The following is a 12,716-nucleotide window of genomic DNA, read 5'->3' as shown; positions in this document are numbered from 1 at the left end:
CAGCTCCCGCCGCAGCCGGCGCACGTGGCGGGAGAGGTCGCCGTGGGCGGCCAGCGCGGCGAACACGCGCTGACCCGCGCGCGGCGGGCGGCTGCCGGTCCGGTCGCGGGCGTCGAGCAGCCGCTCCCGCAGCGCGGGCGGGGCCACCGCCCAGCCCGCGCCCAGGGTCGGGGTGAGCAGCTTGCTGCCGGTGCCGAGGTGGACCACGACGTCGCGGCCGAGCGCGGTGAGCAGCGGCAGCGGTGCCACGTCGTAGCGCATCTCGCCGTCGTAGTCGTCCTCGACCACCCAGAATCCCTCGGCCCTGGCCCGCTCGACGAGCGCGACCCGCCGCGCCGCCGACAGCCGGGCGCCCAGCGGGTACTGGTGGGCCGGGGTGCAGTAGACGGCGGTCAGCCCGGCGGGCAGCGCGTCGACGACGAGGCCGGCCTCGTCCACCGGGACGCCGACGATCTCGTGGCCGGCCGCGCGCAGCGCCGCCACGGCCCGCTGGTAGCCCGGCTCCTCCACAGCCACCCGCGACCCGGCCGGCCACGTGCGGGCCAGCTCGGCGATGGCGCCGGTGCTGCCGGACGTGGCCAGCAGGTCGGCGGGGTCGGCGGGCAGCCCGCGGTGGCGCAGCAGGTGCTCGACCACCGCGGCCCGGAACGCCGGCAGGCCGACCGGGTCGGGGTCGCGGTCGACGGGCGGGTCGGCGGCGGCCCGCCAGGCGCGCCGCCACGCCGCCCGGTCGAGGACCGTCAGGCACGGTCGCCCGGCCGAGAGGTCGACCAGCTCGGGCTCGCCCTCGCGCGGTGCCACGGGCGGGGGCCCCGGTGCGGCGACCCGGCCCGGCGCGTCGACCACGAACGTGCCCGAGCCCCGCCTGCCCTGCACCCACCCCTCGGCGAGCAGCTGCTCGTAGGCGGCCGCGGTGACCGTGCGGCTCACGCCCAGCGCGGTGGCCAGCGCCCGGGTCGACGGGAGCCGGTCGCCGGCGCGCAGGGTGCCGTCCGCGGTCGCCGCGCGCAGGCCCTCGGCCAGCTGCACGGCCAGCGGGCGACCGGCGTCGCGGTCCAGCACCAGTGGCGGCAGCTCCACGAGTGGCCTCCCGGAATCGACGAAAAGTGGCACTCGCAGGATGCCACCGCTCGGGTCAGGCTGAGCGCGTGAGCGAGCTTGCGAGCGAACCATTCACCACAGCAGCCCTGGCTCTCGTGCCGGCCGAGCGCAGCGAGGTCGGCGCGTGAGCACCACGACACCGGCCCTGTCCAGCACCCCCCGCAGCACGCCGACCCGGCTGCGCGAACGCGCCCGCAGCGACCGCGCCGACCTGCACGCCGTGCTCGACGCCGGGCTCGTCTGCCACGTCGGCCTGGTGCGCGACGGCGAGCCCGTCGTGCTGCCCACCGGCTACGGCCGCGTCGGCGACACCCTCTACCTGCACGGTTCGACCGGCGCCGGCTGGCTGCGGGTGCTCGACGGCGCCCCGGTCTGCGTGACCGTCACCCACGTCGACGGGATCGTCTACGCCCGCTCGACGTTCCACCACTCGATGAACTACCGCAGCGCGGTGGTGCACGCCACGGCCCGCGTCGTCCGCGACCCCGACGAGGTGCTGGTCGCCCTGGAGGCCGTCACCGAGCAGCTGGCCCCCGGCTCGTGGTGGCACGCCCGCCGCCCGGACCGCCGGGAACTGGCCGCCACCGGGGTGTTCGCCGTCGACCTGGCCGAAGCAGCGGTGAAGGTCCGCGCCGCGCCGCCCAACGACGACGAGGAGGACATCGCCGCGGGCGGGCGCTGGTCCGGGGTGCTGCCGGTGCGCACCACGTTCGGCACCCCCGAGCCCGACCCCACCCTGCCCCCCGACACCCCCGTCCCCCACCACGTCGCCACCCGCCACTGACCCACCCGTCGAGAACGAACTTGTCGTGATCAACAGGGCTTGTCGATCACGACAGGTTCGTTCTCGACGGGGGTGAATCGTGCTCGGGAGGGTGACGTAACCTCGGCCCGCGTGGAGGACGCCCGACCGACCGACCCCCGCACCGAGCCCCTCGACCTCGTCGAGGGCCTGCGCGGGCACGGGGAGCTGATGTGAGCACCCCCGTCCCCGTCCCGCCCGGCGACGAGGAAGCCGTGCTCGACGCCGTGATCGTGCGCCCCGAGTGCGCCGACGACCCCGGCACCTGGTGCGCCCGGTTCTACGACTGGACCAGCAACGACTTCCTGGCCAACTCGGCCGACGCCATCGTCTCCAGCACGATCAACATCACGCTGATCGTCCTGCTGGCGCTGTTCGTCCGGTTCCTCCTGCACCGGGCGATCCACCGGGTCATCGACGGCGCCACCAGCTCGCGGCTGTCGCGGCTGCTCGGGCGCGCCCCCCGCCGGCTGCGCCCGGACACCAACGGCGCCGCCGTGTCGCAGCGGCGCGGCCAGCGGGCCAAGACGATCGGCTCGGTGCTGCGCTCGATCAGCTCGGCCGTCGTGCTGGCCATCGCCTCGATCATGATCCTGGCCGAGTTCGGGGTGGCGCTGGCCCCGATCCTGGCCTCGGCCGGCATCGTCGGCGTCGCGGTCGGCTTCGGCGCGCAGAACCTGGTGCGCGACTTCCTGTCCGGGATGTTCATGCTGCTCGAGGACCAGTACGGGGTGGGCGACATCGTCGACCTCGGCGAGGCCGGTGGCGTGGTGGAGGCCGTCGGGCTGCGGATCACCACGCTGCGCGACGTCAACGGGACCGTCTGGTACGTCCGCAACGGCGAGATCCTGCGCGTGGGCAACAAGAGCCAGGGCTTCGCCGTCGCCGTGGTGGACATGCCGGTGGCGCACAGCGCCGACGTCACCACCGCCACCGACCTGCTCAGCCGGGTGGCCGCCGAGCGGGTGGCGATGCCCGACGTCGCCGACGACGTGCTGGAGGCGCCGGAGGTGCTGGGCATCGAGCGCGTCGGCCCCGAGGGCGTCACGCTGCGGCTGACGGTGCGGGTCAACCCGGGCCGCCAGTTCGCCGTGCAGCGCGCGCTCAACGGCGCGATCACCGACGCCTTCGACGACAACGGCGTGCCCCGCCCCGGGATCATCCCGACCACCACCCCGCCGTCGGGCGGACCGGCCAAGGCCTGAGCCGCGCCCGGCCCGACGGGGAGGGGATGATGGAGCGGTGAGCGAGCTTGCGAGCGAACCATCGACACAGCGCTTGCGCGACGCGCCGGCCGAGCTCTGCGAGGCCGGGCGATGAGCGAACCGCAGAACTTCTACGCCGAGGTGGGCGGCGCGCCGGTCTTCGAGAAGCTGGTGGCCCGCTTCTACCAGGAGGTGGCCGCCGACGACGTGCTGCGCCCCCTCTACCCCGAGGAGGACCTCGGCCCGGCCGAGGTGCGACTGCGGATGTTCCTTGAGCAGTACTGGGGCGGCCCGCGCACCTACTCCGACCAGCGCGGACACCCGCGGCTGCGGATGCGGCACGCGCCGTTCAAGGTCGGGCCGATCGAGCGCGACGCCTGGCTGCGCTGCATGCGCGTCGCCGTCGACGAGTCCGGGCTCGACCCCGCGCACCGCGACCAGCTCTGGCAGTACCTGCAGTACGCGGCCATGAGCATGGTCAACAGTGACTTCTGAGTCGGCTCGCGGCCCGGATCGCAGGCCGACCTCGCTGTGACCCGCGAGCGGAATTCCGCCCCCGCTCGGGGGCTCCGGACGCGGCCCCGGGTTTGACAGGATCTGCCTCGTGCAGTGGTGGCGGGACGCGGTGATCTACCAGGTCTACGTCCGGTCCTTCGCGGACTCGGACGGCGACGGCCTGGGCGATCTCGAAGGCGTGCGCACCCGGCTGGGCTACCTGGAGCTGCTCGGCGTCGACGCCATCTGGCTGACGCCCTTCTACCCCTCCCCCATGGCCGATCACGGCTACGACATCGCCGACCCGCGCGCCGTCGACCCCGCCTTCGGCGACCTGCAGGTCTTCGACGACCTCGTCGACGACGCCCACGACCACGGCATCCGGGTGATCGTCGACCTGGTGCCCAACCACACCTCCAGCGAGCACGAGTGGTTCCGGGCCGCGCTCGACTCGGCGCCGGGCAGTCCCGAGCGCGCCCGCTACCACTTCCGGCCCGGCCGCGGCGAGCACGGCGCCGAACCGCCGAACAACTGGCTCAGCGTGCTGGGCGGGCCGGCCTGGACGCGCGCGCCCAACCCGGCCGGCACCGGGCAGTCCGAGTGGTACCTGCACCTGTACACGCCCGACCAACCCGACCTGAACTGGGACAACCCCGAGGTCTGGGCCGACATGGAGAAGACCATGCGGTTCTGGCTGGACCGCGGGGTCGACGGGTTCCGGATCAGCGCGGCGCACGGCATGAGCAAGCCCGACGGGCTGCCCGACGCCACCCACCCGGCCGGGACGATGGTCACCGACCACGCCGAGGACCCCCGCTTCGACGACGACGGCGTGCACGAGGTGCACCGGCTCATCCGCGCGGTGGCCGACGACTACCCGGACAGCCTCACCATCGGCGAGATCTGGGTGGCCGACGACGAGCGGTTCGCCCGCTACCTGCGCCCCGACGAGCTGCACCTGGGGTTCAACTTCCGCCTCGCCCAGGCCGGCTGGGACGCGGTGGCGATCCGCGCCGCCGTCGAGCGCTCGCTGGCCGCCGTGGTCGACGTGCCGGCCCGGCCGACCTGGACCCTGTCCAACCACAACCTCCCCCGGCCCGCCACCCGCTACGGCGGCGGCGCCATCGGCCGCAAGCGGGCCAGGGCGATGGCGCTGGTGGAGCTGGCGCTGCCGGGCGCCGTGTGCCTCTACAACGGCGAGGAGCTGGGCCTGCCCGACGCCGCGCTGCCCGACGAGGCGCTGCAGGACCCGGTCTGGGAGCGCTCCGACCGCGCCGAGCGCGGCCGCGACGGCTGTCGGGTGCCGATTCCGTGGGAGGGCGCCGGCCCGGGCTACGGCTTCACCGACGGCACTCCCTGGCTGCCCATGCCCTTCGAGTACAGCCTGCTGACGGTGGCCGAGCAGCTGGAGGACACCGGCTCGATGCTGTCACTGGTGCGCCGGGCGGTGGAGCTGCGCAAGACCCAGGCCGGGTTCGAGGGCGACGGCGAGAACCTGGAGTGGTTCGGCGCCCCGCAGGGCTGCCTCGCCTTCCGGCGGGCCGGGGGGACGCTGGTCTGCGCGCTGAACACGTCGTCGCAGCCGGTGCCGCTGCCGCCCGGTGAGATCCTGCTGCACAGCGGGCCCATCTACGAGGACATGCTGCCCCCGGACACCTCCGCCTGGCTGCAATGACGCCCCTCACCCGGGCGCGCGGGTGAAGCGGGCCAGCAGCAGCGCCAGCCTGGCGTCGTGGGCCGGGCGCAGGAGCCGACCGGCGCGGGTCAGCGTGACCAGTCCGTGCAGGGCGGCCCAGTAGACCTCCGTCAGCTGCGCCGGGTCGGCGGAGCCCGCGTGCGGGCGGACCGCTTCGACCAGCTCGGAGAACCCCGCGCGCAGCGGCGCCGGGGCCTCGTCGGTCGCGAACGGCAGCGCGACCGCCTGGCTGAACATCGCGTCGTAGAGCGCCGGGCGGCGCTGGGCGAACGCCGTGTAGGCCTCGCTCACCGCCGCCAACGCCCCCGCCGCCCCCGCTGCGGCGCGGGCGGCGGCCAGCTCCCCGGCCAGCTCGGCGAAGCCCTCCACCGCGACGGCCGCCATGATCGCGTCCTTGCCGGCGAAGTGGCTGTAGAGCACGGGCTGGCTGTACTCGACGCGCTCCGCCAGCCGGCGTGTGGTCACCGCGTCCCAGCCCTCGGCCTCGGCCAGCTCGCGGGCGGCCGTGACGATCAGCCGCTCCCGTTCCGCGCGTTCGCGCTCCCGGCGCGTCTGGATGCTCACAGCAGGGATCCTAGCAGCGCTAGCGATTCTGCTCCAGCTAGGTTAGCGTCGTTCTTGTACCTAGCAGCGCTAGAAACGGAGTCGGACATGCTCACCTACATCGCCTACGGCCTCGCGATCCTGCTGAACCTCGGGATCCTCTTCATCGGCGTGCGGTTCCTCGTCGTGCCCTGGGCGGCGGCCACCGGGTACGGCGTGCCCGCGGAGCGCGACATCGCCTACCTGACGGTCAAGGGAGTGCGCGACAGCACCTACGGGCTGGTGGGCCTCGCCCTGCTGGCGTTCGTCGGCGCGCAGGCCGAGGCCTGGTTCATGCTGGTCGTCGCGCTCGCACCCCTCGGCGACACGGTCGTGGTGCTGCGCAACGGCGGCACGAAGGCCACCGCGTTCGGCATCCACTTCGCGACCGCCGTCGTGATCCTCATCTCCGCCGCGCTGCTGTTCGCCCTGTGAGCGGCACAGCCGGACCCGCCGATCAGCCGAACAGCAGCGGCAGCGCGGTGACCCGGCGGCGGACGACCGCGCCGTAGCGGGCGTCCAGGCGCAGCCAACTGCCGGTGGCCGAGACCCGCACGACGTCGCCGCCCGCATCCCCGACCGCGCCCAGGAAGCCCATCCCGGACAGCGCGAACAGGCAGCGCATCGGCACCTTCACCGCCGCGGCCCGGCCCGGCCCCGCCCCCGGCGAGCGGTCGGGGTCGGGGGCGACGGTGAGCACCACCTGGTCGAGCAGCGACGTGGGCGGACCGTGCGGACCGGCGTTCTCCTTGGCCACGGCCAGCCCGCGCTCGGTCAGCCGCTCCAGCTCGGCGACCGGCACGTCGTCGACCGGGTACCAGCCCCCGTCGGGCGGCAGCTCCCCCGGCCACAGCGCGCCCGGCCCCGGGTCGACCGTCTCGGCCCGCTCCACGGCCAGGGCCGTGAGCAGGCCGGACGCCGACGCCGTCAGGTCACCCGGTTCGAGGGTGCCGTGCACGGAGCGGGTGACCAGGGTGTCGAACGGGGTCGGTGCCCACACCGCCACCCGGCCGTCGGCGGCCCGCAGCCGCACCGGGGCGGTCTGGTCGAGCCGGACGACGCGGGCGACGAAGGAGCCGAGGTCGCCGCGCTCGGCGGGGTCCGGGATCTTGAGCGCGCTCACCCCGACCATCGTTCCAGGAACGCCCGCTCCTGCGACAGCAGCCTCCGGGGGCGCTGGGCGGCCAGGTCGAAGGTGGCCATGTCGGTGTGGGCGCTGATGGCCACCGGGTCGGCCTCGTCGGCGCCGTCGTGCATCTCGTAGGTGATGCGGAACGACGCCGCGCGCACCCGGTCGACGCCCATCGTCACGCGCAGCGGGCTCGACCGGTACGCGATCTGGCGCCGGTAGCGCACCTCCAGCCCGGTGACCAGCAACCCGGCCGCGAGCCCCGGCACGCCCTCGGCCGTGGCGGCGTCGAAGACCAGCGCGATGCGCGCCTCCTCCAGCAGCGTCACCGCGCGGGCGTGGTTGAGGTGGCGGTAGGAGTCCTGGTCGGTCCAGCGCATCGGGACCGCGGCGGCGAACCGGGCCACTACCGGGCCAACCCGCGCAGCTGCCGCGACACCACCGACAGGGTCGCCAGGTCGAGCACGCCCGTCTTGTCGACCTCGTCGAGCGCGGACCGCGCCCGGACCAGCCGCGAGGCGTTGGCCTTCTCCCACTGCTCGATCGCCTGCTCCACCGGGGTGCCCGGATCGGCCTCGCGCAGCGTGTCCAGCGTGATCGCGCGCAGCGAGCCGTACAGGTCGTCGCGCAGCGCCAACCGGGCCAGCGCGTGCCAGCGGTTGCCCCGGGCCAGCGCCGACACCGACGAGAGGACCCGGTCGAAGCTCAGGTGCTCGGAGATGGCGTAGTAGAGCGCGGCCACCTCCTCCGGCTCGCGGGGCTCGCGGTCGCGCTCGGACAGCTCGACCAGGTCGACGACGTCGAGCAGCCCGAACCCGTACATCAGCGCGGCCGACTCCAGCGCGCAGTCGTCGCCGACGCCGTCGGCGCGCAGCTTCTCCGCGTACACGTCGACCGCCTCGCGCTCGCGCCCGCGCAGCAGGTCGGGCAGCTTGCGCCGCAGCGCGCTCACCGCGGCCGCGAACCGGGTGGTCTCGGCGCCCACGGCCAGCGGCTGCGGCCGGTTGGTGAGGAACCACCGCGAGGCCCGGTCGAGCAGCCTGCGCGACTCCAGCACGATCCGGTCCGAGACCGCGGTCGGGATGTGCGGGGCGCGCATCGCTTCCCACAGCGCGGGCAGCTCGAACACCCGGGTGGTGACCGCGTAGGCGCGCACCACGTCGCTGGGGGACGCCGACAGCTCCTCGACGAGCCGGAACGCGTAGGTCGTCCCGGCGTTGTCGACCATCTCGTTGACCAGCTGGGTGGTCACGATCTCGCGGCGCAGCGGGTGCTGGGCCACCGCGGCCGGGAACCGCTCGCGCAGCGGGCCGGGGAAGTACCGCGGCAGCCGCGAGGCGAACGCCGGCACGTCGGGCAGGTCGGTGGCCAGCAGCCGGGCGGTGAGGTCGAGCTTGACGTGCGCGAGCAGCGTCGACAGCTCCGGCGAGGTGAGCCCGACGCGGGTCTCCTCCCGGGCGGCGAACTCCTCGTCGGAGGGCAGCACCTCCAGCTCGCGGTCGAGCCCGGTGCGCGCGGCGAGGTCGGCGGTGAGCCTGCGCTGCACGTTGAGCATCCCCGGCGCGTGCGCGCGGCTGACCCCCAGCACCGCGTTCTGGCCGCGGTTGTCGGCCAGGACCAGCTCGGCGACCTCGTCGGTCATCGACCCCAGCAGCTCGTTGCGCGCCTGCTGGTCGAGCTCGCCGGCCACGACCAGCCGGTCCAGCAGGATCTTGATGTTGACCTCGTGGTCGGAGCAGTCCACGCCGGCCGAGTTGTCGATCGCGTCGGTGTTGATCCTGCCGTGGGCGTGCGCGAACTCGATCCGGCCGCGCTGGGTCAGGCCCAGGTTGCCGCCCTCGCCGACGACCTTGACCCGCAGCTCGTTGCCGTCGATGCGGATGGCGTCGTTCGCCCGGTCGCCCACGTCGTCGTGGGTCTCGGACGCCGCCTTGACGTAGGTGCCGATGCCGCCGTTCCACAGCAGGTCGGCCGGCGCCCGCAGGATGGCCGAGATCAGCTCCGGCGGGCTGAGCCGGGTGACGCCGTCGTCGATGCCGAGCGCGGTGCGCATCCGCTCGCCGACCGGCACCGACTTCGCCGTGCGCGGCCACACCCCGCCGCCCTCGCTGATCGCCGAGCGGTCGTAGTCGTCCCAGCTGGACCGGGGCAGCTCGAACAGCCTGCGGCGCTCGGCGAAGCTGCGCGCCGCGTCCGGGTCGGGGTCGACGAAGACGTGGCGGTGGTCGAAGGCGGCCAGCAGCCGGATGTGCTCGGAGAGCAGCATCCCGTTGCCGAACACGTCGCCGGACATGTCGCCGATGCCGACGACGGTGAACTCCTCGGTCTGGGTGTCGACCCCCAGCTCGCGGAAGTGGCGCTTGACGCTCTCCCACGCACCCCGCGCGGTGATGCCCATGGCCTTGTGGTCGTAGCCGACAGAGCCGCCGGAGGCGAACGCGTCGCCGAGCCAGAAGCCGTAGGACGCGGCCACCTCGTTGGCGGTGTCGGAGAACTTCGCGGTGCCCTTGTCGGCCGCCACGACCAGGTAGGAGTCGTCGCCGTCGTGGCGGATCACGTCCGGCGGCGGGACCGTGCGGCCGGCGCCGCGCTCGTCGTGCACGAGGTTGTCGGTGATGTCGAGCAGACCGGAGATGAAGGTCCGGTAGCAGTACTCGACCTCCTCGGGCGAGTTGTCGCCGCGGCGCACGACGAACCCGCCCTTCGCGCCCACCGGCACGATCACCGCGTTCTTCACCGCCTGCGCCTTGACCAGGCCCAGGATCTCGGTGCGGTAGTCCTGGGGGCGGTCGGACCAGCGCAGCCCGCCCCGCGCCACCGGGCCGAAGCGCAGGTGCACGCCCTCCACCCGGGGCGAGTACACGAAGATCTCGAACGTGGGCCGCGGCGCCGGCATGTCGGGCACGGCCGTCGGGTCGATCTTGAACGAGAAGTACGCCCGCTCGCGGAACCAGTTGGTCCGCAGCGTCGCCATGATCATCGCCAGGTAGCCGCGCAGGATCCGGTCGGCGTCGAGCCCGGTGACCGCGTCGATCAGCCCCCGGACCTCGGCCAGCGCCCGCTCGACGCCCCGCTCCCGCTCGGGCGCCGCCGGGTCGAACCGGGCCCGGAACAGCCCCACCAGCGCCCGCGCCGTGGCCGGCTGGGCCAGCAGCGTGTCGGCCATGTACTGCACCCCGTAGGTGCTGCCCAGCTGGCGGGCGTAGCGGGCGTAGGCGCGCAGCACCGCCACCTCCCGCCACCGCAGCCCGGCCCGCAGCACCAGCGCGGAGAACCGGTCGGACTCCGCGTCGCCGCGCCACGCCGCGCTGAACGCGGCGCAGAAGCCGTCCTCGACCTCCTCCTCGTCGCGCTCGGCCAGCGCCGCGCTGGTGGCGTCGTCAAGGCGCAGCCCGAAGTCGTAGAGCCAGCACCGCGAGCCGTCGGCGCGCACGAACTCCGACGGGCGCTCGTCGAGCACGTCGACCCCGAGCTGCTGCAGCAGCGGCAGCACCGCGGTCAGCGTGGCCGGGGCGCCGGCCAGGTACAGCGTGAAGCGGCGCTCGCGCTCGCCCGGGTCGCCGGAGGCGGGGTGGCTGGGCGCGCCCGGCGTGCGGTAGAGCCGCACGTCGAACGAGCCCGGCCCGTCGAGCGCGTCGATGCGGCGCATGTCCTCGACGGCGCGCTCGGCCGGCACGACCGCCTTGTACGCCTCGGGCACCCCGTCGAGCAGATCGGCGACGCCGGCGGCGTCGGGCGCCGAGAGCAGCTTGTCGTCCCAGTTGCGGGCGGCCTCGGTGAGCTCGTCCTGCAGGTCGGGGACGTCGACCGCGCCGAAGCCGGGGGCGTCCGGTCCGGCGTGCACGGTGAAGTGCACCTGCGCCAGGTTGGACTCCGACACCCGGGCCGTGTAGTCCACCGAGGTGCCGCCCAGGCGGCGCTCCAGCACCCTGGCCATCGCCAGCCGCGACGACGTCGTGTACCGGTCGCGCGGGAGGTAGACCAGGCAGGAGACGAACCGGCGGAACGGATCGGGGCGCAGGAACACCCGCACCACCCGGCGTCCGGAGATCGCCAGCACCCCGGTCGCCGTGTCGTGCAGCCCCTGCGCCGTCGCGCTGAACAGCTCCTCACGCGGCAGCCCGGAGAGCACCTCGAGCATCCGCTGGCCCGAGTACGACTCCAGCGGCAGCCCCGACAGCTGGATCGCCCGGCGCACCCGGCGCTCCACCAGCGGGATGTCGAGCACGCTCTCGTGCTGGGCCAGGACGGTCAGCGTGCCGATGAAGCGGTGCTCGCCGCGCAGGACGCCGTGCTCGTCGGTGTCGCGCAGGGCCAGGTAGTACGGGTGCGCCGGGCGCAGCGGGCTGGGGACCGTGGCCCGGGTGATCAGCAGCAGCTCCGGCTCCGCGCCCGCCGGCGCCACTCCCGGAGCGAACTTGGCGGCCCGCCCGGAGTCGCGCCGCAGCAGGCCCAGCGCAGCGTGGGTCTCGCCGGTGGACTCCCCGGCCGGCTGGTAGCGGTAGCCGAGGAAGGTGAGGTGGCCGTCGGCCAGCCAGTGCAGCAACCGGCCCACGTCGGCCGGGCTGGTCTCGTCCTCGCCCACCGCGCCCGCCGGCATCGCGTCGGCCAGCTCGCGCGCCCGCCGCACCATGGCGCCGGAGTCGTCGACGACGTCGCGCACGTCCGACAGCGCCTGGCGCAGCAGGTCGGCCAGCCCCGCCGGGGCCCGCGCCCCCAGGTCGACGTGGATCCAGGACTCCACGATGGTGCCGTCCGGCGGCTCGGCCGGGTCGGCGTCGGCCAGCACCTCGGCGAGCTTGCCGCCGGCGTCGCGGCGCACGACGACGATCGGGTGGATCAGCCGGCTGGCGTCGCCGCCCGCGCGGGACACCGCGGCCAGCACCGACTCGACCAGGAACGGCATGTCGTCGGTGACGACCTCCACCACGGCGCCACCGGCCGCCGGGTCGCCGCTCTCGGCCGGCCGCACCCGGATCGCGGGCTCCCCCGGCGCGCGCTGCTCGGCGAGTTGCAGGTGGGCCCGCGCCGCGTCGCGCAGGTGGATCACGTGCCCGCCCGTCGGAACTCCCGACGGGCCGGACAGCGGCGGGGTGTCGGTGGCGTGGCGTGCGTACAGCTCCCCGAGAGCGGCCAGCTCCGGATCGGGCTCCGGGTCCGTCCCTCTGGTCACATGCGGCTCCATGGCTCGTCGGCGTCGGCCATGTGTCGGCCGACCACCGTGGTCGGGTGGTCTCCTCGTGGGCGACGCCGCCACCCTAGTGGCCCGTCCGGCACGGTACGGCGGGTATCTCGGCGGCCCGAGCGCCCGCTGGCCGCGCTGCCGGCCGACCCGAGTACGCCAGGTACGAGGGCCGACCGACGCCGTGCCGGGCGAACGTCCGGATCCACCGATATCCCCACCAACCTTGCTGGACGGGCCACGAGCCGGGCGGGCGGCGGCCCGAGGGGCCTCGGCGCGGTCCGCCGAGGCTCGGGTTGTCGGGTGCTCAGATGCCCCGGTACTCGGCCAGGGCCCCGGCCAGCAGATCGGCCAGGCCGAGTCCCTCCGTGGAGGCGTCGACCCGCTTGCGGGCGGTCGGCTGCCCGGCCGGCGGATCGGGGTCGTCGGTGGCTGGCACGCCCGGGTCGCTGCCGCCCGGCGGCGGCGCACCGGCACGCCGGCCGCGGGAACCCGGCGGCGCGGACCCCGGGCGGGACGAGCCG

Annotated in this window: 10 protein-coding genes and 1 pseudogene; 5 read left to right on the top strand and 6 right to left on the bottom strand. The window is 74.7% G+C overall.

Annotated elements, in window-relative coordinates; genetic code table 11:
- The coding region (locus tag KIK08_RS32805; protein WP_308258037.1) for an aminotransferase-like domain-containing protein at positions 1-1,080 on the bottom strand (1,080 nt) is incomplete at its 3' end.
- A 145-nt stretch (positions 1,081-1,225) separates the two neighbouring features.
- On the opposite strand from KIK08_RS32805, the gene KIK08_RS32800 reads away from it, so the two are divergent.
- The 4 genes from KIK08_RS32800 to KIK08_RS32785 all read left to right on the top strand — a co-directional run bounded on the left by KIK08_RS32800 (position 1,226) and on the right by KIK08_RS32785 (position 5,278).
- Positions 1,226-1,885 carry a pyridoxamine 5'-phosphate oxidase family protein gene (locus KIK08_RS32800; protein ID WP_214407201.1) on the top strand — a complete coding sequence of 220 codons (660 nt, stop codon included), beginning with the start codon at positions 1,226-1,228 and terminating at the stop codon, positions 1,883-1,885.
- Between the two features lie 233 nt (positions 1,886-2,118).
- Positions 2,119-3,108, top strand: coding sequence for a mechanosensitive ion channel family protein (locus KIK08_RS42055; protein WP_491063193.1), 990 nt, complete (start codon positions 2,119-2,121; stop codon positions 3,106-3,108).
- 111 nt (positions 3,109-3,219) lie between these two features.
- The gene (locus KIK08_RS32790) at positions 3,220-3,603 is read left to right on the top strand and encodes a globin (protein ID WP_214407199.1); all 384 of its coding nucleotides are present in this window, start codon (positions 3,220-3,222) and stop codon (positions 3,601-3,603) included.
- 109 nt (positions 3,604-3,712) lie between these two features.
- The gene (locus KIK08_RS32785; protein WP_214407198.1) at positions 3,713-5,278 is read left to right on the top strand and encodes a glycoside hydrolase family 13 protein; all 1,566 of its coding nucleotides are present in this window, start codon (positions 3,713-3,715) and stop codon (positions 5,276-5,278) included.
- A 6-nt stretch (positions 5,279-5,284) separates the two neighbouring features.
- Here the strand turns inward: KIK08_RS32785 and KIK08_RS32780 are convergent, their stop codons facing one another.
- Positions 5,285-5,863, bottom strand: a complete 579-nt coding sequence (locus KIK08_RS32780; protein ID WP_214407197.1) for a TetR/AcrR family transcriptional regulator — start codon at positions 5,861-5,863, stop codon at positions 5,285-5,287.
- A gap of 87 nt (positions 5,864-5,950) precedes the next feature.
- Here KIK08_RS32780 and KIK08_RS32775 point away from each other — a divergent pair, with 87 nt between their 5' ends.
- Complete coding sequence (locus KIK08_RS32775) at positions 5,951-6,316, top strand: DUF4267 domain-containing protein (protein ID WP_214407196.1); 366 nt, start codon at positions 5,951-5,953, stop codon at positions 6,314-6,316.
- A gap of 22 nt (positions 6,317-6,338) precedes the next feature.
- Here KIK08_RS32775 and KIK08_RS32770 read toward each other — a convergent pair whose 3' ends face one another.
- The 4 genes and pseudogenes from KIK08_RS32770 to KIK08_RS32755 all read right to left on the bottom strand — a co-directional run.
- Complete coding sequence (locus tag KIK08_RS32770; protein WP_214407195.1) at positions 6,339-7,004, bottom strand: DUF8185 domain-containing protein; 666 nt, start codon at positions 7,002-7,004, stop codon at positions 6,339-6,341.
- Complete coding sequence (locus KIK08_RS32765) at positions 7,001-7,417, bottom strand: acyl-CoA thioesterase (protein ID WP_214407194.1); 417 nt, start codon at positions 7,415-7,417, stop codon at positions 7,001-7,003. Before KIK08_RS32765 ends, KIK08_RS32770 begins: the two co-directional genes overlap by 4 nt.
- On the bottom strand, positions 7,417-12,195 hold the full coding sequence (locus KIK08_RS32760) for an NAD-glutamate dehydrogenase (protein ID WP_214407193.1): 4,779 nt from the start codon (positions 12,193-12,195) through the stop codon (positions 7,417-7,419). The genes KIK08_RS32765 and KIK08_RS32760 overlap by 1 nt, the downstream gene beginning before the upstream one ends.
- A 304-nt stretch (positions 12,196-12,499) precedes the next feature.
- Positions 12,500-12,716 (bottom strand): annotated as a pseudogene (locus KIK08_RS32755) (hypothetical protein); the annotation flags it as partial.

The organism is Pseudonocardia lacus, from assembly GCF_018531445.1.
Classification (GTDB): domain Bacteria; phylum Actinomycetota; class Actinomycetes; order Mycobacteriales; family Pseudonocardiaceae; genus Pseudonocardia; species Pseudonocardia lacus.
The sequence above is the reverse complement of the archived record's forward strand: the minus strand, read 5'-3'. Positions and strand labels throughout refer to the sequence as shown.